This is a genomic window from Salipiger sp. IMCC34102 (assembly GCF_004145405.1).
Classification (GTDB): domain Bacteria; phylum Pseudomonadota; class Alphaproteobacteria; order Rhodobacterales; family Rhodobacteraceae; genus Loktanella.
On sequence record NZ_SELQ01000001.1, the window covers coordinates 263,111 to 286,433 of the forward strand.

23 protein-coding genes are annotated in these 23,323 nt (G+C 66.9%); 8 read left to right on the forward strand and 15 right to left on the reverse strand.

Annotated features, from left to right (window positions below):
- Positions 1–112 precede the first annotated feature (112 nt).
- On the forward strand, positions 113–655 hold the full coding sequence (locus EU805_RS17900) for a transglycosylase domain-containing protein (protein ID WP_129762703.1): 543 nt from the start codon (positions 113–115) through the stop codon (positions 653–655).
- Here EU805_RS17900 and EU805_RS01355 read toward each other — a convergent pair.
- The 8 genes from EU805_RS01355 to EU805_RS01390 form a co-directional block, all read right to left on the reverse strand.
- Positions 601–1,236, reverse strand: coding sequence for a hypothetical protein (locus EU805_RS01355; protein WP_129762148.1), 636 nt, complete (start codon positions 1,234–1,236; stop codon positions 601–603). The two genes, EU805_RS17900 and EU805_RS01355, sit on opposite strands and share 55 nt — an antisense overlap.
- A gap of 80 nt (positions 1,237–1,316) precedes the next feature.
- Positions 1,317–1,451 carry a nicotinate phosphoribosyltransferase gene (locus tag EU805_RS01360; protein WP_129762149.1) on the reverse strand — a complete coding sequence of 45 codons (135 nt, stop codon included), beginning with the start codon at positions 1,449–1,451 and terminating at the stop codon, positions 1,317–1,319.
- A gap of 49 nt (positions 1,452–1,500) precedes the next feature.
- Positions 1,501–1,929: an alternative ribosome rescue aminoacyl-tRNA hydrolase ArfB gene (gene arfB, locus EU805_RS01365; protein ID WP_129762150.1), complete on the reverse strand. Its 429-nt coding sequence runs from the start codon at positions 1,927–1,929 to the stop codon at positions 1,501–1,503.
- 378 nt (positions 1,930–2,307) lie between these two features.
- Positions 2,308–2,931, reverse strand: a complete 624-nt coding sequence (locus EU805_RS01370) for a queuosine precursor transporter (protein WP_129762151.1) — start codon at positions 2,929–2,931, stop codon at positions 2,308–2,310.
- An 83-nt stretch (positions 2,932–3,014) separates the two neighbouring features.
- Positions 3,015–3,887: an esterase-like activity of phytase family protein gene (locus tag EU805_RS01375; protein ID WP_242494018.1), complete on the reverse strand. Its 873-nt coding sequence runs from the start codon at positions 3,885–3,887 to the stop codon at positions 3,015–3,017.
- Positions 3,888–3,889: 2 nt separating this feature from the next.
- The gene (gene mepA, locus EU805_RS01380; RefSeq protein ID WP_129762153.1) at positions 3,890–4,804 is read right to left on the reverse strand and encodes a penicillin-insensitive murein endopeptidase; all 915 of its coding nucleotides are present in this window, start codon (positions 4,802–4,804) and stop codon (positions 3,890–3,892) included.
- The gene (locus EU805_RS01385; protein ID WP_129762154.1) at positions 4,801–6,168 is read right to left on the reverse strand and encodes an MFS transporter; all 1,368 of its coding nucleotides are present in this window, start codon (positions 6,166–6,168) and stop codon (positions 4,801–4,803) included. The genes mepA and EU805_RS01385 overlap by 4 nt, the downstream gene beginning before the upstream one ends.
- 65 nt (positions 6,169–6,233) lie before the next feature.
- A complete protein-coding gene (locus tag EU805_RS01390) occupies positions 6,234–6,776 on the reverse strand; it encodes an acyl-CoA thioesterase (RefSeq protein ID WP_129762155.1) in 543 nt (180 codons plus the stop codon).
- A gap of 121 nt (positions 6,777–6,897) precedes the next feature.
- On the opposite strand from EU805_RS01390, the gene EU805_RS01395 reads away from it, so the two are divergent.
- Positions 6,898–7,185 carry a YggT family protein gene (locus EU805_RS01395; protein ID WP_129762156.1) on the forward strand — a complete coding sequence of 96 codons (288 nt, stop codon included), beginning with the start codon at positions 6,898–6,900 and terminating at the stop codon, positions 7,183–7,185.
- 102 nt (positions 7,186–7,287) lie between these two features.
- Here EU805_RS01395 and EU805_RS01400 read toward each other — a convergent pair whose 3' ends face one another.
- Positions 7,288–8,463 carry an acetyl-CoA C-acyltransferase family protein gene (locus EU805_RS01400; protein WP_129762157.1) on the reverse strand — a complete coding sequence of 392 codons (1,176 nt, stop codon included), beginning with the start codon at positions 8,461–8,463 and terminating at the stop codon, positions 7,288–7,290.
- A 127-nt stretch (positions 8,464–8,590) separates the two neighbouring features.
- Here EU805_RS01400 and EU805_RS01405 point away from each other — a divergent pair, with 127 nt between their 5' ends.
- The 5 genes from EU805_RS01405 to selD are packed head-to-tail and all read left to right on the forward strand — an operon-like array spanning position 8,591 to position 15,369.
- Positions 8,591–9,247: an ABC transporter ATP-binding protein gene (locus tag EU805_RS01405; RefSeq protein ID WP_129762704.1), complete on the forward strand. Its 657-nt coding sequence runs from the start codon at positions 8,591–8,593 to the stop codon at positions 9,245–9,247.
- Positions 9,244–11,631 carry an FtsX-like permease family protein gene (locus tag EU805_RS01410; RefSeq protein WP_129762158.1) on the forward strand — a complete coding sequence of 796 codons (2,388 nt, stop codon included), beginning with the start codon at positions 9,244–9,246 and terminating at the stop codon, positions 11,629–11,631. Before EU805_RS01405 ends, EU805_RS01410 begins: the two co-directional genes overlap by 4 nt.
- Entirely contained in the window at positions 11,621–12,649 is a 1,029-nt protein-coding gene (locus tag EU805_RS01415; protein WP_129762159.1) for a lipocalin-like domain-containing protein, read from the forward strand. The genes EU805_RS01410 and EU805_RS01415 overlap by 11 nt, the downstream gene beginning before the upstream one ends.
- The gene (locus EU805_RS01420) at positions 12,642–13,196 is read left to right on the forward strand and encodes a pyridoxamine 5'-phosphate oxidase family protein (protein WP_129762160.1); all 555 of its coding nucleotides are present in this window, start codon (positions 12,642–12,644) and stop codon (positions 13,194–13,196) included. Before EU805_RS01415 ends, EU805_RS01420 begins: the two co-directional genes overlap by 8 nt.
- Before the next feature lie 19 nt (positions 13,197–13,215).
- On the forward strand, positions 13,216–15,369 hold the full coding sequence (gene selD, locus EU805_RS01425; protein WP_129762161.1) for a selenide, water dikinase SelD: 2,154 nt from the start codon (positions 13,216–13,218) through the stop codon (positions 15,367–15,369).
- Between the two features lie 120 nt (positions 15,370–15,489).
- Here the strand turns inward: selD and mnmH are convergent, their stop codons facing one another.
- The 5 genes from mnmH to EU805_RS01450 form a co-directional block, all read right to left on the reverse strand.
- On the reverse strand, positions 15,490–16,542 hold the full coding sequence (mnmH, locus tag EU805_RS01430; RefSeq protein ID WP_129762162.1) for a tRNA 2-selenouridine(34) synthase MnmH: 1,053 nt from the start codon (positions 16,540–16,542) through the stop codon (positions 15,490–15,492).
- On the reverse strand, positions 16,542–17,330 hold the full coding sequence (locus EU805_RS01435; RefSeq protein WP_129762163.1) for a metallophosphoesterase: 789 nt from the start codon (positions 17,328–17,330) through the stop codon (positions 16,542–16,544). Before EU805_RS01435 ends, mnmH begins: the two co-directional genes overlap by 1 nt.
- 97 nt (positions 17,331–17,427) lie before the next feature.
- On the reverse strand, positions 17,428–19,023 hold the full coding sequence (gene serA, locus EU805_RS01440) for a phosphoglycerate dehydrogenase (RefSeq protein WP_129762164.1): 1,596 nt from the start codon (positions 19,021–19,023) through the stop codon (positions 17,428–17,430).
- A 93-nt stretch (positions 19,024–19,116) separates the two neighbouring features.
- Complete coding sequence (locus EU805_RS01445) at positions 19,117–20,286, reverse strand: phosphoserine transaminase (RefSeq protein WP_129762165.1); 1,170 nt, start codon at positions 20,284–20,286, stop codon at positions 19,117–19,119.
- Between the two features lie 111 nt (positions 20,287–20,397).
- Complete coding sequence (locus EU805_RS01450; RefSeq protein ID WP_129762166.1) at positions 20,398–21,933, reverse strand: alpha-amylase family glycosyl hydrolase; 1,536 nt, start codon at positions 21,931–21,933, stop codon at positions 20,398–20,400.
- A 63-nt stretch (positions 21,934–21,996) separates the two neighbouring features.
- On the opposite strand from EU805_RS01450, the gene serB reads away from it, so the two are divergent.
- A complete protein-coding gene (gene serB / locus EU805_RS01455; protein WP_129762167.1) occupies positions 21,997–22,869 on the forward strand; it encodes a phosphoserine phosphatase SerB in 873 nt (290 codons plus the stop codon).
- On the opposite strand, the gene EU805_RS01460 is transcribed toward serB, so the two are convergent.
- Complete coding sequence (locus tag EU805_RS01460) at positions 22,866–23,246, reverse strand: rhodanese-like domain-containing protein (RefSeq protein WP_129762168.1); 381 nt, start codon at positions 23,244–23,246, stop codon at positions 22,866–22,868. The genes serB and EU805_RS01460 overlap by 4 nt on opposite strands.
- Between the last annotated feature and the right edge of the window lie 77 nt (positions 23,247–23,323).

The window sequence follows — 23,323 nt, forward strand, 5'->3', positions numbered from 1 at the left end:
ACAGTCTATCAAGTGAGAGATAACGCGACCTACAGAACAAACCTAGGAGCCGACTACTCTCTATTCGGGAATCTCGACAATAATATAAGCCGCGCTATCTTACTGTTAGAAGATAGAAGATAGAAGATACCTAAGACACAGCGGCTTTGAAGCAAGAGCCCCACTTCGCGTCCTCAAGCGACTGAGCAAAGGCAGCAGAGCCGGCGGAATAAGCACCATTGATCAGCAGCTTATCCGAATTTGTACAGGTCGGTTTGAAAGATCGTTACGAAGAAAGATACGCGAAATATTTCTTGCATATTCGCTCAATGCCCACTGTAGCAAGAGCGAGATATTTCACTCTTATTTAAAACAAAGCTACTTTGGCTACAAACTCTTCGGGTGCATTCACGCCGCAAACTTCTTATTTTCAAAGCCAGCAATTCACCTAACCGAAGAGGAGGCTGTTTTCGTTGCCGCACTTCTAGCACGACCACTCCCAAGACCAATATACTACAGCGTAATTATTCTAAAAGAGAAGTATGATATTACACCAGACCTCATCATTCATCTCGCCGAAACCATGCAACTTGACTGGGCCGATCCGATCAAACTCAGGTATCAATATGGCTTAAATAACTTTCCATCTACAGCGAAAAGCCTTCGGATTAAATAGCTTCTACTAATCAGCGAAAGATCATCAGAATTCAAATTGTTGATATTTCTCGTTCTCCCGATATCTGCACCCTCGATACGGTCATTTAGAGAGCGAAGAAATCCTGTGACTGCATGCTGCGCCAAAGACAGGTTAGCTTCAAGGTTTTCAAAATCCTCGCGATCCTCAGAACTAAGATTTCTCTTTCCGTACCGGCGACCAAGCGCAGCAACTGCGCTGAGCCGCTGCAAACGATCTTGAATATTCTTTTCAAAATTCAAAACTGCGCGATACCCGAAACTATGATGTATTCTTGACAGATTACTAGAGTAACCGCCCATCCACTCTGAGGTAGCCAATCTGTAAATTGCCACCTCAGCTTCACTTATCTCGTCTCTAATGACCTTTTCGGTGTAGGCTCTCTGCGCAGTAATTCTTCGATCAAGAGCATCTGAAAGCCTTTCGACAGTCTGCCTCGCTTCGCTGCGCTCTCGCTCTTTCATCTCGGCAAGATTTCGGTATCGCCAAGATCGATCCTGAAAAAGGGCACCTATGGCTGCAGCGATTAACCCGAGAAAGACGGTAGAAAAAAATGATGCCACTCTACGGATTCCACTGCCTCGTTGTCACCCCGACTTCATTACAAGGTGATACAGAAAATCTCAATTCTTGATGACAAACGTTACCCCTCCCCCTCCACAACATCCCCCACCGGACCATCGGTGGTTTCCTGCACGAAGACGCCTCCGGCGATCATGGCGGCGATGATGGCGACGAAGCCGAGGGGGATCAGGACGTAGATGAAGCGTTTGGGCATGGGTTAATCTCCTTTGGGGTTAAACACGGCAACGGGGTGGTCCGTTCCCTCAGTCGGGGTCGACAGATCCGCGCAGGGCCTTCACCTCGCCCCGGACCTTCTTGGCTTTCAGCCGCCGCTTGACCGATCCGTAGGTGGGCTTGGTGGCCACGCGGCGCTTGGGGCGGCGGGTGGCCTGCTCGACCAGTTCCGCCAGACGCTCGCGGGCGAGGTCGCGGTTGCGGGCTTGGCTGCGGGTGTCCTGCACGAAGATCACCACGGCTCCGTCAGAGGTCCAGCGGCGCCCGGCCAGTCGGCGCAGGCGGCTTTTCACCGGGTCGGGCAGGGACGGGGACCGCGCGGCCTCGAACCGCAGCTCGACGGCGGTGGAGACCTTGTTCACGTTCTGCCCGCCGGGACCGGAGGCGCGGGTGAATTGCTCGGTCAGCTCCCACCCCTGAAGGGTGATCTGGTCGGTGATGCGCAGGTCGTCGGACATGGGAGGGGATATAGCAGCCGGGGGCGCGATTGACAGCAGCGCTCAGGTGTTCGACTGGGTGCGCCCGCGATTTGCTTCGCAATTCGCTTTCGCGCACTCGTCGAATGCTTTGCATTCGACGTGAAAAAGGGCTGCTCCGGCGATGGAACAGCCCTTTCCTGAATATCGGAGGTGGGTCGGTTAGGAACCCGTAGGGTCACCCACCTGAAGGATCACAGATCCAGGGGCTGCCCTAGATCAGAACCCCCCAAGCTGTCCCGACACACTTCTCCAGAACTTCATGATGCACTGGATCACCTCCTTTCAAATGTTTCGCCTGTGATCAGGGTTGCCGCATATGTTGCGGCTGTCAAACCCTAATTCCACCATCCACGGTGGTCATGACATAGGTGTGACACGCGAAACGATCAGGCGGAACGGAATCAGCGCCAGAAGGGCCACGCCGATCTTCACGCCCCAGTCGGCCACGGCGAGCGAGACCCACAGCGGTGCCATCGGACCTGCGTTCAGGAAGGGGGCGGCGTCTTGCGCCCAGATGATCTGCTCGGCCGCGGCGGGCGACAGCGGGTTGAACACCGCGGCGAACCCGACGCCGAAGAAGATCGCCGTGTCGACGATGGACGACACCAGGGTGGATCCCAGCGGTGCCAGCCACCAGACGCCCATCCGCAGCTTGTTGAACACGGTGATGTCGAGCAGTTGCGCCACGCCGAACGCGGTGGCCGAGGCGATGGCGACGCGGATCGGCACGGCGGGCCCGAACTCCAGCTGGATCTGGCTGCCGATGAGCGAGCAGACGATGCCCGCGATCAGCCCCACCAGCACCACCCGGCGCGCGGCGGCGACGCCGTAGATGCGGTTCATCAGGTCGGTCACGAGGAAGGCCAGCGGGTAGGTGAAGGCGCCCCAGGTCAGCAGCCCGTCGAGGATCAGGAACTGCACGAGGATGTTGGAGGCCACCACGATGAGGGCCATGGCGATCACGCCGGGAAGAAGTCGCATGGGATATATCCGTTTTGGCAAGGGTGCGGCACTTGGCCCCCGGGTCCGGGGACGCCGCCGCTTAGCCGCAGCGGGACCCAGCGTCAATCGCGGACGCGATACTCCACGATCTCGGTCGTCTGGAAGAACTTGAAGTTGTCGTCGGACACCATCGTCAGCCGGATACCCTGATCGTCGCGCCAGACCGCCAGCCCTTCGAGGTTGTCATGGGTGCCGGTGCCGGTCTGGAACAAGGTCACCTCTTTGTCGCCGGTCATGTCGAAACGCCGGACGCGGGACCGGAAGCCCAGCCCGGTGAAGTCCCGCTCCAGCAGGTAGAACAAACCGTCCGGCCCGATATCGGCCCCCACCGGCAGGAAGGAATCGCGTCGCGGCACCGTGAAAGCCACGTCCCAATCCTGCCCGTCGAAGGAATAGACCGGAAAGGGCAGCGTCGCGCGGCCGGAGCGTTCCGGCAAGGTGTAGAGGATACCGTCCCGGTCGATGGCGAGCGCCTCGAGCGAGGCATTTTCCTGCATTTCCGCGAAGGCCGGGGCGCGCGGAACGTCCCTGGCCGGTCCGTCGATATCCGGATAGGCCGACACGCGGGCCCTGCCTTCGAAGGAGACGTAGAGCGTCCCGTCCGCGCCCAACGCCAGACCTTCGGCATCGGCGCCGCGGCCCCTCAGCGGATTGCCCTTGCCGTTCAGAAGGGCCCGCCGCCCTTCGATGGTCATTTCCGTAATCATACCCTGGTCGCGCGTCACGCGTCCGTCGAAAAGCGCGCCACCACGGTCGCTTTGCGCCCAGAAGCGGGTGCCGTCGTCGCTGAGTTCGAACCCCGACAGGCCGCCGAAATCCGTCCCGCCATCCTGCCAGACGTAGCGGCCCAGAAGTTCGGCCCGGGGCCCGGACTGACCCTGGGCTACGGAACTGCAGCCGGCGACCAGCGCCAGCGCGCACAGGACGCGATGCACGATCAGTCCGAGGCCGCGACGGTCGCGCATTGGCCCGGAAGCTGCGCCATCGTCAAATCGCGCTTCGGCGCCGGGGCCGGGGCATTGGGATCGGGCGGCGGCGCGGGCTTGGGATTGACGATATCGTCCACCCATTGGCGCGCGGCTTCGCAGCCGTCACCGGGGGGCGGCGGGGCCTGGTCCTCGCAGTCCTGCGCCCCACGGGGGCAGTTCAGCCGCACGTGGAAATGATAGTTGTGGCCGTACCAGGGACGGATCTTGCTCAGCCAGCTGCGATCGCCCGTCGCGGCATCGCACATCGCGACCTTTGCACCCGGAAAGATGAAGATTCGCGCCACCCGCGGGTCGGAGGCCGCGGCGCGCAGGATCTCGTGATGCTGCGGTGTCCATGCGGCGTTGATGTAAGCCCCGCTATTACGGTCCATCCGGTCGGAGGAGATGTTCTCCCGCTCGGCCCGGGTGAGGTCGAGTCGCGTCGCCGGCTTGAGCCAGATGTCGGCATCCAGACCGACCTGGTGGCTCGCGTGGCCGGAGGTCATCGGCCCGCCGCGCGGTTGGCTGAGGTCGCCCACGTAGATCCCGTTCCACCCCGGCTGCCGGGCGGCGGCGCGCGACAGGTCCTGCACGAAGTCGATCAGTTCGGGCTGGCCCCAGTTGCGATTGCGCGACAGGCGCATCGCCTGCCAGGTCGGCCCGGTCTCGGCCAGTTGCGCGGCCCCGGCCTGGCATCCGCGCGAATAGAAGCCAACCGGCTGCGCCTGTTGCGAGGACGCATCCGGAATCGGTCCGAACACCTGCTTGGCGATGCGGGTGTCGTTGGTGTTCTGGGTCGAGACCACGGGGGCGACGGTCGGTTCTTCGGGCTGGCAGGCGGCCAGGGCCGTCAGCGCGAGGGTCAGGGCAAGGGTGCGGATCATTCTGCTCGGTCTCCGTCTTTGTCGACCCACCTTAGCAGGGCGAGGCCGAGGAGGAAGAGAAAGATGACGGGCAGGAACCCCAATTGCACGTTGCCTGTCAGATACGTGAAGAGCGCGATGGCCGCCGGCGCGAGGAAGGCCGTGGCCTTGCCCGTCAGCGCGAAGAGGCCGAAGGCCTCGGCCGGGCGGTCGGGATCGGTATGCCGGACCATCAGCGACCGCGAGGCGCCGTAGGTTGCGCCACCGGCCCCGCCGATCACCACGCCCGCGACGAAGAACAGGATGTCCGGGATGCTGGACCCCGCGGGCAGGGGCACGCCGAAAAGCTGCGCGCGGCTCATGCCCACGATGACGATGCTGACCCCGATCAGCAGCCAGATGCAGGTGATGATGACGGGCTTCGGTCCGAATCGCTGGTCCGCCAGCCCTCCGGCCCAGGTGAAGATCGCCGCCGCGATGGCCGCGACGATCCCGAAGATGCCGATGTTGATGGTGCTCCAGTCCAGCACGATGGCGGCATAGACCCCGCCGAAGCCGTAGAGCGCGTTCAGCCCGTCGCGATAGAACATCGACCCCAGCAGGAACGACCGCAGGCTGCGCCGACGCATCACCCCGCGCAGCGTCTGCTTGAGCTCTCCCCAGACGGCGCCGATCCGGGTCGACTGGCCGCCCAGCCGGGGGTCATCCCGCACGTAGAGGAAGAAGGGGACCATGAAGATCGCGAACCAGATCGCGATGAAGGGCCCGACCGCACGGGTGCCCTCCATCGCCGCGGGGTCGAGGCCCAGCGCGGGGGCGAGACCGATGAGGGTGACACCGCTCTCGGGATCCTCGACGAACAGGAGGAGCATGATGAAGAGCGACGCGACACCGCCCCAGTAGCCGAAGGACGCCCCAGAGCCCGAGATCCGGCCGACCTCGTGCCGGTCTCCGAGGCTCGGCAGGATCGCGTTGACGAAGTTCAGCGCGGATTCCGAGGCGAAGAAGGCCACGTAGAAGACGACCAGCGCGGGCAGGATCCAGGTGCCGTCCGGCGTGAGGTTCCACAGCAGGGCCGTGGCGATCACGAAGACGACCGAGAATCCCGCGATCCAGGGCACCTTGCGTCCGGAGTTGTCGGCGAAGGCCCCCAGGAAAGGGGCCGTGATCGCGATGAGCAAGCCGGAGATCGCCTGCCCCGCGGACCACAGGCCCTGCGCCTCGGCCCCGGCGGCGGCACGGTCCAGCCCTTCGCCCATGAAGAAATCGGTAGCCACGGCCGCGAAATAAGGCCCGAAGACGAAGGTCAGCCCCAGCGTATAGAGCGGCTGGCTTGCCCAGTCGAAGGCCATCCAGCCCCAGATGCGTCGTTTCGCCACCGCCATGTGCCGTCCCCTGCCCGGTCCTGCGCCCGACTAAGCCCGGGCGCGCCAGCAGTGGCAAGCCCGGATCAGGGGGCCTCGGGCAATTCCGGGGGCCAGGGGCGCTCGGCTTCCGCTTCCGTCCAGTGCCTCACCCAGGCAGGCAAGGGCGGAGAGGTGCCGTCGCTGCCGATTGCCGCGAAGACCCGCGCGGGATCGACCATTCCGCCCCGATCCGTCACCGCCGCACGGTAGAGCCCCTGCGCCGCGCAGACCTCGCCCACCCAGATCGACTGGTCGAGATAGAAGAACCGGGCGTCCCAGCCCACGCAGCGGCTGACCACGCGGAACCGCTCGAAGCTGCGGATGCGTCGGCGCCACCGGACAGAGGCGCCGGCCATGGCGAGCCCCCACCGTTCCTGCCGCATCACGCGCAAAAGCCCCGTCCGCCGGGCCAGGATCGTGCGCCCGAGATCGAGGATCGTCAGGATGCGCCCGTTGTTCATCTCGAGGTAGACGTCGAGGTCGTGCGGCCAGCAGCGGTGATGGCTCACATGCGCCCCGGTGATGGGCAGATCGGCCGCCCGGTGGTGGACGACGAATTCCTTGGCAAGGCGGACGAAGGGATACACGGGCCGGACCCTTTCCAGCCGGATGCGGGCCGTCAACCCGTGCCCTTGCGGCAGGAAGGACTTGATCGCCTGGGCCCCTGCCCTTACCTGCGCGGGGACCTGACCGAAGGAAGATGCACCGATGACCTCATTGCTCCAGATCCTGTTGCTGCTGCTGGGCGTGGCGCGGTTCTTCATCTTCGCGCATTTCATCATGAGCTGGCTGATCAGCTTCGACGTGCTCAACGTCCGCCAGCCGCTCGTCGGGCAGATCTGGTACACGCTGCAGAGGATCCTGGACCCGATCTACCGGCCGATCCGCAACGTGCTGCCCAGCATGGGCGGGATCGACCTGTCGCCGATCGTGGCGCTGATCGCGATCGAGATCATCCGCATCGTGCTGATCAACAACGCCGCCGCCTTCTACTAGGCGATTTCGGGCGATCCCTGCAGGATCGCCCGAGCCTCCGGCGGGATGTATTTTCAAAAGAGCGAGGACGGGCCGCGCGCGACGATGGGACCCGTGCCTGCGTCAGATCCGTTCGATGGCCAGCGCGATGCCCTGGCCGCCGCCGATGCACATAGTGACGAGGGCACGTTTGCCCTGAATGCGGTCAAGCTCGTACATGGCCTTCACGGTGATGATGGCGCCAGTCGCGCCGACCGGGTGACCGAGTGCGATCGCGCCGCCGTTGGGGTTCACGCGGGCGGAGTCGAAGTCCAACTCCCGGCTGACGGCGAGGGCTTGGGCGGCGAAAGCCTCGTTCGATTCGATCACGTCGAAGTCCTGCACGGTGAGGCCTGTGCGCTCCAGCAGCTTCCTTACCGCGGGGACCGGGCCGATGCCCATCACCTCTGGCCGGACGCCGGCGTGGGCGTAGCCCAGCACGCGGAAGCGGGGGGTGAGGCCCGCCCGCTCGGCGGCGTCGGCGCGCGCCAGCGTGATCGCAGCCGCCCCGTCGTTCAGGCCCGAGGCATTGCCCGCCGTCACGCGGCCGTCCTTTGCGAAGGCGGGGCGCAGCTTGGCAAGACCTTCGGCGGTGGTGGGCTTGGGGTGTTCGTCGGTGTCGAAGGCCATTGTCTCGCGTTTGACCTTGATCTCGACCGGGACGATCTGCTCGGCGAAGCGGCCTTCCTCGATGGCTGTCGCGGCGCGGCGCTGGCTTTCCAGCGCGAAGGCGTCCTGATCTTCGCGGCTGATCGAGTGTTCCGCGCTGACATTCTCTGCGGTGACGCCCATGTGGCCCGTGCCGAAGGGGCAGTTCAGCGCACCCAGCATCATGTCGCGCGTCGTCACGTCGCCCATCTTGGCGCCCCAGCGCTGATCGGAGACGATGAAGGGCGAACGGGACATGGACTCGGCCCCGCCTGCGAGGCCGAACTCCGCATCGCCCAGTTGCAGCGATTGCACCACCGACACGATGGCCTCCACGCCGGACCCGCACAGGCGGTTCACGTTCATCGCGGGCGTGGTGTCGGGGACGCCCGCCTCCATCGCGGCGACGCGGGACAGGTACATGTCGCGCGGTTCGGTGTTGATGACATGGCCGAAGGCCACGTGGCCGACCTGTGCGGGGTCCAGCCCCGAGCGGTCGAGCGCCGCGCGGGACGCGGTGGCGGCAAGTTCGATCGGCGGGATGCCCGCGAGCGATCCGCCGAAGGTGCCGACGGCGGTGCGCGCGCCGCCGAGGATGACGATGTCTGACATGGGGACCTCCTGTGTATGGCCGCAAGGATGATCGGGTCAGCGCCGTTTGGCCAGCGCGACCCTGCGGCACAGAGGCGCGGTGGACAAGCGCCCCTCGGGCGTCATGTTGCCCGTCGAAGGAGAGCCCATGCTGCTGAGCGTCACCGATCTGCGAAAGACCTACACCACCGGCGACGGCGTCGTGACCGTGCTGGACGGCGTCGACCTGTCGCTGGGCGCGGGCGAGACGCTGGCGCTCACCGGCGAGAGCGGGTCCGGCAAGAGCACGCTGCTGCACCTCGTCGGCGGGCTTGATGAGGCGGATGCGGGCAGAATCCTGCTGGACGGGCAGGACCTGACGGCAATGGACGACGTCTCGCGCGCCGGAATGCGGCGCGGCACCGTGGGCGTGATCTTTCAGCAGTTCAACCTGATCCCCTCGTTGCGGGTGGAGGACAACATCAGCTTCCAGGCCCGGCTGGCGGGCCAGCACGACGCGGGCTGGTGCGCGGATCTGGCCGAACGCATGGGGCTGACCCCGCAGTTGCGCAAGTATCCCGAACAGCTTTCCGGCGGTCAGCAGCAGCGGGTCGCGATCGCGCGCACGCTGGCACCCCGCCCCCGGCTGGTGCTGGCGGACGAGCCGACGGGCAACCTCGACGAGGAGACCGCCGCACAGGTTCTGGCGCTGATGCTTGAACTGGTGACGGACACCGGGGCGGGGCTCTTGATGGTGACGCATTCGCATGATCTCGCCGCCCGGATGGAGCGGCAGGTGCACCTTGCCCGGGGCCGGATCGCGTGACGCGCGCGACGCTTCAGGCGCTGCTTTCGCATTGGATCCGCAACCCCTTGCAGCTGTTCACCCTGCTGGCAGGGCTGGCGCTGGCGACGGCGCTCTGGTCCGGGGTGCAGGCGATCAACGCGGAAGCCGCAGCCAGCTACGACGCGGCAGCGGCGACCTTGGGCGAAGGCACCTACGACCAGATCGTGGCGCGCGACGGCGGGTCGATCCCGCAGGAGACCTACGTCGCCCTGCGCCGCGCCGGGTGGCTTGTCTCGCCGGTGGTCGAGGGGCGGCTATCGGGCGTGCGGATCGTGGGACTGGACCCGCTCACGGCCCCCGGCGGCCTGGGCCCCGTCGACCCTGTGGACACGGACATCGCGGCTTTCCTGTCGGGGGCCGGTCAGATCTTCGGTCAGGCGGAGGTGCTGGCCGGGTTGGCCGAGCTCGACGCGCAGCGGATCGAGGCCCCCGATGTCGCGCCCGGCACGGCGATCACCGACATCGGGCTTGCGCAGGGCCTGCTTGGGCTCGACGGCCAGGTAACGCGGATGATCGTGAGCCCCGAACAGCCCCTCGGGCGACCCGATCTTGCGCAGGTCGCCCCCGACGTGACCGTGCAGGCGGCGCAGGCGGGATCCGACCTGGGGCGGTTGACCGACAGCTTCCACCTCAACCTGACCGCCTTCGGATTGCTCAGTTTCGCGGTCGGCATCTTCATCGTGAACGGCGCCATCGGCCTGGCCTTCGAACAGCGCCGCCCCGTCGTGCGGACCCTGCGTGCACTGGGTCTGCCGTTGCGGCGGCTGATGGCACTGATGGCATTGGAGCTGACCGCGATGGCCCTGATCGCGGGCACGCTGGGGGTCGCCTTGGGCTATGTCATCGCCTCGCTCTTGCTGCCGGACGTGGCGGCCACGCTGGGCGGGCTTTACGGGCAAAGCGTTTCGGGCACGTTGCAACTGCGGCCCGCGTGGTGGCTATCGGGGCTCGCGGTGGCGCTTCTGGGGACCGGGCTCGCGGCGGCGGCGGCCTTCTGGCGGCTGGCACGGATGCCGCTTCTGGCCAGCGGTCAACGGCGCGCCCTAACGGTTGTCGCCGGCCGCGCCGCCTGGGTCCAGGGGGCGGTCGCACTCGTCCTGCTGGCGGTCGCGGGCCTTCTTGCACTGACGGCGAACGGCCTGGTCGCGGGCTTCGCGCTGCTGGGCACGCTGCTGATCGGTGCGGCCTTGGCCTTGCCGCTGATCCTCGACCGGGTGCTGGCGCTGGCCGAGGGGGCCGCCCGGAGCCTGCGGGCGCAGTGGTTCTGGGCCGATACGCGCCAGCAACTTCCGGGCCTGTCGCTGGCGTTGGCCGCCCTGCTGCTTGCGATGGCGGCGAACGTGGGCGTCTCCACCATGGTCAGCAGCTTCAGGCTGACCTTCAGCGGCTTTCTCGACCAGCGGCTGGCGTCCGAGCTTTACGTCACCGCCGAGGACGAAGCCCAGGCCGAGGCCCTCGTCGCCTTCGCCGCCCCCCGCACCCGTGCGATCCTGCCGATCCAATCGGCAGAGGCGCAAGTCCGCGACCTGCCGACCGAGGTTCTGGGCGCCCGCATCGGTCCCACTTACGTGGACAACTGGACCTTCCTCGCTTCGGTGCCGGACCCCTGGGCGCGGATCGCTGAGGGCAGCGGCGTGGCGATCAACGAACAGCTTTCCCGGCGCACCGGGCTGGACCTTGGCGACGCGGTGCAACTGCAGGGCCGGTCCTTCACCGTGGCGGGCATCTACGGCGACTACGGCAATCCCATCGGCCAGGCGATCCTGACCGAGCCGGTCTTCGCCGGCCTCTATCCGCAGGTGACGCCCCTGCAATTCGGCCTGCGCCTTGATCTGGAAGACGTCGCGGCCCTGCGCGCGGCGCTCACGCGCGAGGTCGGCATCAGCGAGGGCAACCTGATCGACCAGGCGGGGATCAAGCAATTCTCCCTCGATGTCTTCGACCGGACTTTCATGGTGACGACCGCGCTGAACGTCCTGACGCTTGCCGTTGCGGGCTTCGCGATCCTGATGAGCCTGCTGACCCTCGCCGCCCTGCGCCTGCCGCAACTGGCGCCCGCCTGGGCGATGGGGATGACGCGGCGCAGCCTTGGGGTGGTGGAACTGGTGCGCGCGGTGATGCTGGCGGTCTTCACCGCCGTCGTGGCGCTTCCGCTGGGATTGGCCCTGGCCTGGGCGCTGCTGGCGGTTGTGAACGTGGCGGCGTTCGGGTGGAAACTGCCGATGTTCCTCTTCCCCGCCGATTACGCCCGATTGGGCCTCTTCGCGCTGGGGGCCGCGGCGCTCGCGGCGCTCTGGCCCGCCTGGCGGCTGGCCCGCACGCCCCCCGCCGATCTGCTAAAGGTGTTCTCCAATGAACGGTAAGGTCCTGATCCTCTGCCTGCTGCCCTTCACCGCGCAGGCGCAGGGGTTCGCGGGCCTCGGCGCGGAGGCGGGTGATTTCGCCGTGCCGCAGCCCGACCCGCAGTTCGACTTTCCCACCGACCACGGCGCGCATCCCGACTACCGGATCGAGTGGTGGTACGTGACCGCCAACCTCGAAGCGGCGGACGGCACGCCCTACGGATTGCAGTGGACCCTGTTCCGCAGCGCACTGGCGCCAGAGACGCAAGCGGGCTGGAATGACCCTCAACTGTGGATGGGCCATGCCGCCGTCACCACGCCGGAGGCGCATTTCGTCACCGAACGCATCGCGCGCGGCGGCATCGGGCAAGCGGGGGTTGTCGCCGATCCCTTTGAGGCCTGGATCGACGACTGGCGCATGAGCGGCATCGACACGGGCCAGTTGACGGCGAGCGGCCCCGATTTCGCCTACGACGTGACGCTGGAGGCCACCGGCCCACTGATCTTCCAGGGCGAGGACGGCTACTCGGTCAAATCCGCCGCCGGGCAGGCCAGCTACTACTATTCGCAGCCGTTCTACGAGGTCACGGGAACTCTGACCCTGCCCGAGGGAGAAATAGAAGTGACCGGCAATGCCTGGCTCGACCGCGAATGGTCCAGCCAGCCCTTGGCCGAGACGCAGACGGGTTGGGACTGGTTCTCGCTCTCCTTCGACGACGGGGCAAAGATGATGGGGTTCCGGCTGCGCCAGACGGACGGCGCGGATTTCACCTCTGCCACCTGGATCGCGCCCGACGGCACCGCGACGCCGTTCAACGATGCGCTGGCGGCCACGCCGCTCGAGACCTCCGACGTGGCGGGCCGCGCGGTGCCGACCGCTTGGCAGGTACAACTGCCCGAGCGGGGTGTCGACGTGACGGTGCAGGCGATCAACCCGCAGGCCTGGATGGACACCTCTGTCCCCTACTGGGAAGGTCCGGTCACGGTGACCGGCAGTCACGATGGCAGGGGCTATTTGGAGATGACCGGATATGAGTGAGTGGTTCGAAACGCTGGACGGTCTGCACGACCGCATGTGGCAGCGGCTGTCGCGCGGGGTCGCCGATGCGAAATCCCCCAGCCGCCAACCCACCTTCGCGACGATGCGCGACGGCTGGCCGGAGGCGCGCACCGTCGTGCTGCGCGCCGCCACGCGCGAAACCGCGACGCTGGAGGTCTATACCGACCTGCGCTCCGACAAGATCGAAAGCCTGCGCGCCACCCCCCGCGCCGCCCTGCACGTCTGGGAGGACAAGCAGCGTCTTCAGATCCGCCTGCAGGCGCAGGTCGAGATCCTGAGCGGCGACACGGTCGCCGACCGGTGGGAGAAGATCGGCGCGGGCGGACGGCAAAGCTACGGCAAGCGCCCCGACCCCGGGACCCAATTGGACAGCGCGCTCGACTACGAAATCACCGCCAGTTTCGATGCCTTCGCGGTGCTGTCGTGCCGGATCGAGGCGATCGACCTCACGCATCTGGGCGACGATCACCGGCGCGCGACCTACAGAAGGGACGCGGACTGGCGGGGGCAGTGGCGCTCTCCGTAGGCGGGGGGTAGAAAGCCTCATGCAGACACTTCCCCTGACCCGAGACCTCGTATTGATCGGCGGCGGTCATACCCATGCACTGGTGTTGCGCAAATGGGGCATGGACCCGCTGCCCGGGGTGCGGCTGACGGTGATCGACCCTTCCCCGGCGGCGGCCTATTCCGGCATGCTGCCGGGGTTCGTCGCGGGGCACTACGGCCGGGATGAGCTGGACATCGACCTGGTGCGCCTCGCCCGGTTCGCGGGCGCACGGTTCATCTGCGGCGCGGTCACGGGCATCGACACGACCGCCCGCCGGATCGCCGTTCCGGGACGCGCGGACGTCGTCTACGACGTGGCCAGTGTGGACATCGGCATCACCTCCGCCATGCCCGACCTCGAAGGTTTCGCGGATCACGGCGTGCCCGCGAAACCGCTGGGCCCCTTCGCCAGCCGCTGGGACACGTTTCGCCAGACGGCAACCGATCCGCATGTCGCGGTGCTGGGCGGCGGAGTCGCGGGGGCGGAGCTTGCGATGGCCATGGCCCACGCCCTGCGCGACCGCGACCCGACCGTGCAGGTCATCGACCGCAGCCGCGCGCTCGCCGGGTTGAACGACACCGCGCGGGACAGGGTGCTGGCCGGCTTGGCGGCCAACGGCGTCACGCTCATCGAAGGCGCCACGGTCGCGCGTCTGACCGACGGCGCCGTAGAGCTGGACGACGGCCGCCGGATCCGCTCGGACTTCACCGTGGGGGCGGCCGGGGCCAAGCCGCACGACTGGATGGCGCAGGTGGGGGTCGACTGCCACGAGGGGTTCCTGAGCGTCGGACCAAGCTTGCAGACCTCCGACCCCGCGCTCTTTGCGGTCGGCGATTGCGCGCACCTGACCCACGCGCCCCGTCCGAAGGCCGGTGTCTACGCCGTGCGCGAGGCGCCGGTGCTCTTCGACAATCTGCGCGCGGCGCTTTCCGGCGGGTCGATGCGGCGGTATCGGCCGCAGAAGGACTACCTCAAGCTGGTGTCGCTCGGGGCGAAGCGCGCGATGGCCGAGCGGTTCGGCACCGGCTTTTCGGGCGGGCTGCTGTGGCGGTGGAAGGATCGCATCGACCGCCGCTTCATGGCCAAGCTGGGCGATCTGCCCGCGATGGAGGCCCCCGCCGTGCCGAAGCACCACGCCCTGGGTCTGCGGGAGGCGCTGGGCGACAAGCCGATGTGCGGCGGCTGCGGCGCCAAGGTCGGGCGCGCGGCGCTGCGGGCGGCGCTGTCGGACCTGCCCCCTCCGGCGCGGGACGACATCCGGGTCCTGCCGGGGGACGATGCGGGCCTGATCGCATTGGGACAGGCCCGGCAGGTCGTCAGCACCGACCACCTGCGCAGCTTCTGGGAGGATCCCGTCGTGATGACCCGGATCGCCCTGACCCACGCGCTGGGCGATGTCTGGGCGATGGGCGCGCGCCCCCAGGCCGCGACGGTCAACCTGATCCTGCCGCGCCTGTCGGCGGAGTTGCAGGCGCGCACGCTGGCCGAGATCACCGCCACGGTCCATCGGCTGTTGTCCGGGGCCGGGGCCGAGATCTTGGGCGGTCATACGTCCCTCGGGGCGGAGATGACACTGGGCTTCACCGTCACCGGGCTGTGCGACCGTGACCCGATCACGCTGGCAGGCGCGCGGACCGGTGACGCGCTGATCCTCACCAAGCCGCTTGGCAGCGGCACGCTGATGGCCGCCGAGATGGCGGGTCTTGCGCGTGGACACGACGTCATGAGCGCCCTCGACGCGATGCAGATGGGCCAGGGGGCGGCCAGCGCGATCCTCTCTGAGGCCCATGCGATGACCGATGTCACCGGGTTCGGGTTGGCCGGGCATCTGCGGGGGATTTGCGACGCATCAGGCGTCGGGGCGGAGGTGACGCTCGACGTCCTGCCGCTCCTGCCCGGAGCGCTCGATCTGGCGCGAGGCGGCACGAGATCAAGCCTTTTCGCCGACAACGAGATCGGGGCGGGCGCCGTCGAAGGCCCCGTCGGTCCCCGCCGGGACTTGATGTTCGATCCCCAGACCGCCGGGGGGCTGCTCGCCGCCGTGGCACCGGAGGCGGCGGAGATCCTGCTGCGCAGGCTGCATGAAGCGGGCTATGGTCAGGCCGCCCGGATCGGCACCGTGACCGAAGGTGCGGTCTTGCGGCTGGTCTAGGAGGGGGCTCTGCCCCCGCCCGTGCCGGGCTCCCCCGGAGTTTATCTGGCCAGATGAAGAGGGGATGGGGCGCGGTGTTCGGAAAGGCTGATGTGTAACCTGCGGATGGGGCCGGGGCGGTCAGAGGTTTTCGATCACGTCGGCGATCGCGTCGGCGGCGCGGGCGCGGCCAGCGTCGTCCAGCGTTTCGGCGTGGACCTGACCCAGCCAGGTCCGGTTCTCCGCATCGCGCGAGCGGGCGTAGGCGGCGTCGTAGTGGTCCTGCATCAGACTTGCGGCCAGATCCGTGAACGCGCCGCCGGTCAGCAGGCCCTCCCAACGGTCGACGGTGGCGTGGCCGCGCAGGTTGCGCAGGGGTTGCAGGCGTGCGCGCAAGGCCGCGGGATCGGCGATGACGTCCGCGTAGGCCTGCGTCAGGAACGCCGCGCGCGCGGCGAGCGGGGCCGTGACCTCGATCCGCGGGGCGGTCGTCATGCGGGTCCAGAGCTGTTGTGGCAGCACGATCCGCCCGATCTTGCTGCTTTCCGCCTCGAGCACCGTGAGGCGGTCCGGGTCGACCGACTGGAGCGCCTGGGCCAGCGCGCTTTCGAAGCCCTTTTGCGCGGGCTGCCCTCCCGCGACGCCCCCCAGAAGAGAGCCCCGATGGGCGGCGAGGCCTTCGAGGTCGATGACCTGCACGCCGCGCTCGGCCAGCAGGGGCAGCAGCGCGGTCTTGGCGGTGCCAGTGTAGCCGTCGAGCAGGATCAACCGATGCGGCAGCGGGGTGTCGTAGAGCATCGCGTGCACCAGCCGCCGGTAGCTCTGGTAGCCGCCCTGAATCGTGTCGGCGCGCCAGCCGATCTGCGACAGGATCGTCGCGACGGACCCCGACCGCTGCCCGCCGCGCCAGCAATAGACCAGCGGACGCCAGCCGCCGTCGTAGCCATTGAGCGGCCCGTCCACGTGATCGGCCACGTTGCGCGCGACCATCGCCGCCCCCAGCTTGCGCGCGCGGAAAGGACTGACCTGCTTGTAGATCGTTCCGACCTCTGCCCGCTGGGCGTCGCTGAGGGCAGGCAGGTTGATGGCCCCCGGCACGTGATCCTCGGCGAACTCGGACGGGGAGCGCACGTCGATCAGCGTGTCGAACCCATGCGCCCGCAGCCCCGCCAGCGTGTCGAAGGCCTGACCCATCAGGCGGGCGTCAGCGGCACGCGTCCCGCGTCCGTCAGCGTGAACCACTTTCCATCGTCGAGCACGGCCGGAATGAGCGGCTTGCCGTAGCCTGCCCCCGCGTCGAGGTCGATGCGGTTGCCGAAATGCGTCGGCGCGTCGAGCGCCGTGTGCCCGTGGACCACGACCTGACCGTGGTCCACGGTGCTGTCGAGCCAGCCGTCGCGGATCCAGACCAGGTCGTCCTCGACCTGCTCGGCCAGGGCGACGCCGGGACGCAGGCCCGCGTGCACGAAGAGATGTTCTTCGGCCTGATGGGTCAGGGGGCAGGTGGCCAGGAACTGCCGGTGGGTTTCGGGCACCGCGTCGCGCGCGAGGGAGACCAGCTCCTGCAGGGTCACGTCGCCGCGGTCCGTGGGCATCGAGACCAAGGATTCGCGGTCCCGTTCGTCGCGAACGTAGCGGCCCGGCCCGGTCGTGTTCACCCCGTAGGAGGCGAGCGTCTGCGGCCCACCGAGCCGCGGGTTGAGCCAGGACAGGCCCGACTTGATGGCCGCGTCGTGGGTTTCGCCCTCCTCGACGAAGCGCAGGAACATGCGGTCGTGATTGCCCTTGATGAAGGTCCAGTCGCGGCCCGCGTCGCGACCTGCGATCAGCGCCTCGATCACGCCATGGCTGTCGGGGCCGCGATCGACGTAGTCGCCCAGGAAGACATGCGGCGCGTCCGCCCCGCCGTCGGCCGCGATGAGCGCGAAGGCCCGGTCGAGCATCGCCTTCTGGCCGTGAATGTCACCGAGGGCGTAGAGCATGAGGCGGGTCCTGTGGGTCTGGGCCCCGGCGGGGCGCCGGGACAGGTCCGGTATCGCGGGATGGCGGCCCCGGCGCAAGGCCGGGACCGCCCGAAGCTTACCCGATATCGAAGGCGAGCGTCTTGATCTGCTGGAACTTGGTGGTCTGTTCCAGCGCCGCGACGGCCTCCGCCGAGACTTCCTCGTCCACGTAGAGCAGCGCGATCGCCTCGCCCCGCGCGGCCGAGCGGCCCAGGGTGAAGTTCGCGATGTTCACGCCGTGATTGCCGAGGGTCTGACCCAGAACGCCGATGATGCCCGGCATGTCCTGGTTGGTGGTGTAGAGCATGTTCGCCCCGATCTCGGCATCGACGTTGATGCCCTTGATCTGGATGAAACGCGGCTTGCCGTCGCTGAACATCGTCCCCGCGACGGAGCGTTCGAACTTCGCGGTCTTCACGGTCACCTTGATGTAGCCTTCGAAGACGCCGGACTGGTCCTGCTTGGTGGTCGAAACCTTCATCCCGTTTTCCTTGGCGATCACGGGTGCACTGACCATGTTCACGTCCGGGTTCCGCCGCCGCATGATGCCCGCCACGGTCGAGGCGGTGAGCGCCTTGAGGTTCATCTCGGAGGCTTCGCCGTCGAAGAGGATGTTGATCGACTGGATCGGCTCGTCCGTCATCTGGCCCACGAAGTGACCCAGGTGTTTCGACAACTCGATCCAGGGGCCCATGATCTTGGATTCCTCGGCCGTGATCGAGGGCATGTTGATCGCGTTGGTCACGGCCCCCGTGAGCAGGTAATCGGACATCTGCTCGGCCACCTGCAAGGCGACGTTCTCCTGCGCCTCGGTCGTGGCGGCGCCGAGGTGCGGCGTCACCACCACGTTCTTGAGGTTGAAGAGCGGCGAGTTCGTCGCCGGTTCCTCGGCGAAAACGTCGAAGGCGGCGCCCGCGACGCGACCGTCCTTGATCGCCTCGGCCAGTGCGGCCTCGTCGACCAGTCCACCGCGGGCGCAATTCACGATCCGCACGCCGGGCTTGAGCTTGGCGATCGCTTCTTTCGACAGGATGTTGCGGGTCTGGTCGGTCAGCGGCACGTGGAAGGTGATGAAGTCGGACCGCTCGAGCAGCGCGTCGAATTCCAGCTTCTCGACGCCGATCTCGGTCGCGCGCTCTTCCGAGAGGAAGGGATCGTAGGCCACGACCTTCATCTTCAGACCCTTGGCGCGGTCGATCACGATCGAGCCGATGTTGCCCGCCCCCACGACGCCCAGCGTCTTGCCGGTCAGCTCCACGCCCATGAAGCGGGACTTCTCCCACTTGCCGGCGTGGGTGGAGGCGTTGGCCTCGGGAATCTGGCGGGCGACGGCCATCATCAGGCTGATGGCGTGCTCGGCGGTGGTGATCGAGTTGCCGAAGGGCGTGTTCATCACGATGATGCCCTTCCTGGAGGCTGCGGGAATGTCGACGTTGTCGACCCCGATGCCCGCCCGGCCGATGACCTTGAGATTGCCAGCCGCCTCGATCAGCTTCTCGGTGGCCTTGGTGGCGGACCGGATGGCAAGACCGTCGAACTGCGGGATCATCTCCAGCAGCTTGTCCTTGTCCTTGCCCAGCTTGGGCTCGAAGGTAACGTCGATCCCGCGGTCGCGGAAGATCTGAACGGCGGCTTCGGACAGCGCGTCCGAGATGAGAACTTTGGGGGCCATGGTGGCGCTCCTATCTGAAACTTCAAAAACCCGCCCCGGAGACAGGTCCGGGGCCTCTTGGGTCGGGGTCCCGGGGCACGCCCGGGACGGGGTTCATGCAGAGGCGAGCTCTTGGTGGAAGGCCCAGTCGATCCAAGGCAGCAGCGCCTCGATGTCGGAGGTTTCCACCGTGGCACCGCACCAGATCCGCAGACCGGCGGGGGCATCGCGATAGGCGCCCACGTCGAGCGCCACGCCCTCGGCCTCCAATCGCTTCGCGACCGCCTTGGCGAAGGCCGGACCGTCGGTGATGCGGTCGTCGGTGAACTTCACGCAGACGGAGGTGTTCGACCGCGTCGCGGGGTCGGAGGCCAGGTTCTCGATCCAGTCGTTGGCGTCGCAGAAGTCCCAGACCGCCTTCGCGTTGGCGTCGCAACGCGCGTGCAGTGCCTGCAGCCCGCCGATGGACTGGCCCCATTTCAACGCCTGCAGGTAATCCTCCACGCAAAGCATCGAAGGCGTGTTGATCGTCTCGCCCTTGAAGATGCCCTCGATCAGCTTGCCGCCCTTGGTCAGGCGAAAGATCTTCGGCAGCGGCCAGGCGGGGGTGTAGCTTTCCAGCCGTTCGACGGCGCGGGGGGACAGGATCAGCATCCCATGCGCGGCCTCGCCGCCCATGACCTTCTGCCAGGAGAAGGTGGTCACGTCGAGCTTGTCCCACGGCAGGTCCTGCGCGAAGGCAGCCGAGGTCGCGTCGCAGAGCGTCAGGCCCGCGCGATCCTCGGGGATCATCTCGCCGTGCGGCATCCGCACGCCGGAGGTGGTGCCGTTCCAGGTGAAGCAGACGTCGTGGTCGTAGTTCAGCGCGGCCATCTCCACGATCTCGCCGTAGGGGGCCTCGTGGACGGTCGCCTCGATCTTGAGCTGCTTGACCACGTCGGTGACCCAGCCTGCGCCGAAGCTTTCCCAGGCCACCATCTCGGCGGGGCGTTCGCCCAGCATGGTCCACATCGCCATCTCGAAGGCGCCGGTGTCGGAGGCCGGCACGATCCCGATGCGGTAATCCTCGGGCACGCCCAGGACGCTGCGCGTCAGTTCGATGGCCTCGGCCAGCTTGGCCTTGCCGATGGCGGCCCGGTGCGAACGGCCAAGCGGCGCGTCGGACAGGGTCTGCAGATCGAATGCGGGGGGTTTGGCACAGGGGCCGGACGAAAAACGCGGATTGGCAGGCCGCACGTCAGGTTTGCGCGCGTCGCCGCGCGATGCCGAATTGGTCGTAACCATTGCTGGTATCCTCTCAGATATGCGCCCTTCGTTGGGGAAGGGTGTCCCGCCGCCGGACATAGGCCGGGGCGGGAGAGAAGGCAACGACGCTTTTGTGAAGTTTTGCGACCCTCAGGTCCGGAGGATCCGCGCCTCACCGGGGACCAGCGGACCGGTGGCGTCGTGCGAGGACAGGACCGTGTCGCCATCTGGCGCCGGGCGGGGCGTGTCCGCGAAGTTCAGCGCGATCACAAGCCGCTCGCCCTCCGCCTCGCGGGCAAAGACGTAGAGGTCTTCCTCGGCGCCGAGGGTGCGGTAGGCCCCTTGCAACAAGGCGTCGGAGGATTGGCGCAACGCGATGAGACGGCGCACGTAGGCGAGCATCGAGCCCGCATCCTGCGCGCTGACCGGCCCGTCCGGCGGCACCTCGATCGGCAACCAGGGATCGCCGTCGGTAAAGCCCGCCCCCTCGCTGTCGTCCCAGGGCATCGGGGTGCGCGACGGGTCGCGGCCAAGCCCTTGCCCGGGGACCTGCTTTTCCCAGGGGTCCTGCACCTTGTCGGGGGGAATCTTGGCGGAGGGGATGCCCAGCTCGTCGCCTTGGTAGATCGTGGGCGTACCGCGCAGGCACAGCATCAGGGTCATCGCCAACCGCGCGCGCCTAGCCCCCACGCGGGACGCGATTCGGATGCAGTCGTGGTTGCCGATCACCCAAGTTGGCCAGGCCCCCTCCGGCAAGGCGGCCTCGTAGGCCTCCACCGTCTCGCGGATGTTGGGCACCGTCCATTCGATGTCCAGAAGTCGGAAGTTAAACGGCAGGTGAAACCCGTCGAGGTCGTCCCCGTAGTAGCTCATCACGTTATCCAGCGTGCCGTCGGTTTCCCCCAGAAGCAGGTTGCCCGGAGTCTCCTCTGTCACGCGGCGCATCATGCGCACGGTCTCATAGCCGAAGGGCTGGTTCTTGGAGTGGACCTTCGACAACCGTCCCGAGGGGTTCATGCCCTCCTGCCAGTCGGGATCGGGCGGATGATCGCCCTTGTCCACGTCGGGGGCGATATGGGTGATCGCGTCCACGCGAAAGCCGTCGACCCCGCGCGCATACCAAAGGCGCATCGTCTCCAGCATCTCGTCCTGCACCTGCGGGTTGCGCCAATTCAGGCTGGGCTGGCTGTCGAGGAAGATATGCAGGTAGTATTGCCCGGTGGCCTCGTCCCAGTTCCAGGTGGTGGGGCCGAACTCGCTGATCCAGTTGGTCGGCGGGCCATCCTCCATCGGGTCGCACCAGATGTACCAATCGCGCTTGGGGTTGTCGCGCGACGACCGGCTTTCGACGAACCACGGATGCTGATCCGAGGTATGGCTGGGCACGAAGTCCAGCAACACCTTCAGACCGCGCGCGTGGGCCGCCTCGATCAACGCGTCGAAGTCGTCGAGGTCGCCGAACATCGGCTCGATCCCGCGGTAATCGGTGATGTCGTAGCCGAAGTCCTTCATCGGCGACGGGAAGATGGGCGAGATCCAGACGACCCCCGCACCGAGGTCGCGGATGTAGTCCAGCCGCCGCGTAATCCCGGCCAGGTCGCCGATTCCGTCGCCGTCGCTGTCCTGGAAGCTGCGGGGATAGACCTGATAGATGATCTCTCGCTGCCACCATTGCAGATCGGTCATGGGCGTCTCCTTCTTTCCCTTTGCAGCCTAGCGCGGTAGATCGCGCCGCAAAGGAGACTGCCCATGTTCGTGACCACCCTCATCGCCCGACCCGGCGCGCTGGACGCCACCCTGGTCGAGAACCTGCGCAACGCCTGGGGTGGCACCGATGCGGTCTGGCTGTCGCGCGGGACGGCGGCGGAGTTCACGCAGCCCGCGGTGCCGGACAACCGATGGTCGGTCTGGGACGATCTTCAGGCCCAAGGCATCGACCTGGTCGTCCAGCCCGGCGAAGGTCGCCGCAAGCGCGTCCTGCTTGCCGACATGGACAGCACGATGATCCGGCAGGAATGCATCGACGAACTGGCCGCCGAGGCCGGCGTCGGCGCGCATGTGGCCCGGATCACCGCCCGCGCGATGAACGGAGAGCTCGATTTCGAGGCGGCCCTTCTGGAACGTGTCGGCCTGCTCAGGGGCCTGCCCGAGGAGATCATTCAGCGCGTGGTCGACACGCGGATCACGCTGATGCCGGGCGGGGCGGCGCTGGTCGCCACGATGCGGGCGAACGGGGCTTATGCCGCGCTCGTCTCGGGCGGGTTCACCGCCTTCACGGCGCGGATCGCCGCCACGCTCGGTTTCGACGAGAACCGCGCCAATACGCTGCTGGTCGAGGACGGCATGCTCTCGGGCGACGTCGCCCGCCCGATCCTGGGACGCGCGGCGAAGGTCGAGGCCCTGCGGGAGATCACCGCCCGGCTGGGCATCGCGCCCGGGGACGTGCTTGCGGTGGGCGACGGGGCCAATGATCTGGGCATGCTGGGACTGGCCGGCACCGGGGTCGCGTTGCATGCGAAACCGACCGTGCAAAAAGAATGCGCCGTCAGGGTCAACCACGGGGACCTGACGGCGCTGCTGTATCTGCAGGGATACCGGGACGAGGACTTCGTCGCGGGCTAGACCTCTTCGGTGGGGCCGCCCGCCTCTTTCCAGTCGGGCACGCCGCCGACGTTGGTCACGTCCTGGTAGCCCATGTCCTTGAGCGTCTTGCCTGCAAGCGCCGCCTGACCGCCCGCGCCGCAGACGAGGTAGTACTTGCCGTCGGGCTTCAGGAAATCCTTGTGGTGCGGAGAGTTCGGGTCGGCGGCGAATTCGATGAAGCCGCGGGCCACATGCTTGGCACCCTTGATCGTGCCGCTCTTCTTGATGTCCGCAGTGTCACGCACGTCGATCCAGATGCCGCCGTCGTCCGAATTGTAGGCCTCGATCGCCTGGGCGGTCGGGATGCGGGTCACGACGGCATTGGCGTCGTCCAGAAAGTCTTTGGCGGTTTTCATGGGGAAAGCTCCTTTCGTTCGGGATGGCACGGATCGGCCTTGGCAGCGCGATCCGTGGATGGCGCGGAACGGGCCGG

Bases quoted from the DNA above. Each gene is read 5' to 3' on its own strand.
- EU805_RS01360 (WP_129762149.1), bottom strand. From the start codon at position 1,451: ATGCCCAAACGCTTCATCTACGTCCTGATCCCCCTCGGCTTCGTCGCC.
- arfB (WP_129762150.1), bottom strand. From the start codon at position 1,929: ATGTCCGACGACCTGCGCATCACCGACCAGATCACCCTTCAGGGGTGG.
- EU805_RS01370 (WP_129762151.1), bottom strand. From the start codon at position 2,931: ATGCGACTTCTTCCCGGCGTGATCGCCATGGCCCTCATCGTGGTGGCC.
- mepA (WP_129762153.1), bottom strand. From the start codon at position 4,804: ATGATCCGCACCCTTGCCCTGACCCTCGCGCTGACGGCCCTGGCCGCC.
- EU805_RS01385 (WP_129762154.1), bottom strand. From the start codon at position 6,168: ATGGCGGTGGCGAAACGACGCATCTGGGGCTGGATGGCCTTCGACTGG.
- EU805_RS01395 (WP_129762156.1), top strand. From the start codon at position 6,898: ATGACCTCATTGCTCCAGATCCTGTTGCTGCTGCTGGGCGTGGCGCGG.
- EU805_RS01400 (WP_129762157.1), bottom strand. From the start codon at position 8,463: ATGTCAGACATCGTCATCCTCGGCGGCGCGCGCACCGCCGTCGGCACC.
- EU805_RS01405 (WP_129762704.1), top strand. From the start codon at position 8,591: ATGCTGCTGAGCGTCACCGATCTGCGAAAGACCTACACCACCGGCGAC.
- EU805_RS01415 (WP_129762159.1), top strand. From the start codon at position 11,621: ATGAACGGTAAGGTCCTGATCCTCTGCCTGCTGCCCTTCACCGCGCAG.
- EU805_RS01420 (WP_129762160.1), top strand. From the start codon at position 12,642: ATGAGTGAGTGGTTCGAAACGCTGGACGGTCTGCACGACCGCATGTGG.
- selD (WP_129762161.1), top strand. From the start codon at position 13,216: ATGCAGACACTTCCCCTGACCCGAGACCTCGTATTGATCGGCGGCGGT.
- mnmH (WP_129762162.1), bottom strand. From the start codon at position 16,542: ATGGGTCAGGCCTTCGACACGCTGGCGGGGCTGCGGGCGCATGGGTTC.
- EU805_RS01435 (WP_129762163.1), bottom strand. From the start codon at position 17,330: ATGCTCTACGCCCTCGGTGACATTCACGGCCAGAAGGCGATGCTCGAC.
- serA (WP_129762164.1), bottom strand. From the start codon at position 19,023: ATGGCCCCCAAAGTTCTCATCTCGGACGCGCTGTCCGAAGCCGCCGTT.
- EU805_RS01445 (WP_129762165.1), bottom strand. From the start codon at position 20,286: ATGGTTACGACCAATTCGGCATCGCGCGGCGACGCGCGCAAACCTGAC.
- EU805_RS01450 (WP_129762166.1), bottom strand. From the start codon at position 21,933: ATGACCGATCTGCAATGGTGGCAGCGAGAGATCATCTATCAGGTCTAT.
- serB (WP_129762167.1), top strand. From the start codon at position 21,997: ATGTTCGTGACCACCCTCATCGCCCGACCCGGCGCGCTGGACGCCACC.
- EU805_RS01460 (WP_129762168.1), bottom strand. From the start codon at position 23,246: ATGAAAACCGCCAAAGACTTTCTGGACGACGCCAATGCCGTCGTGACC.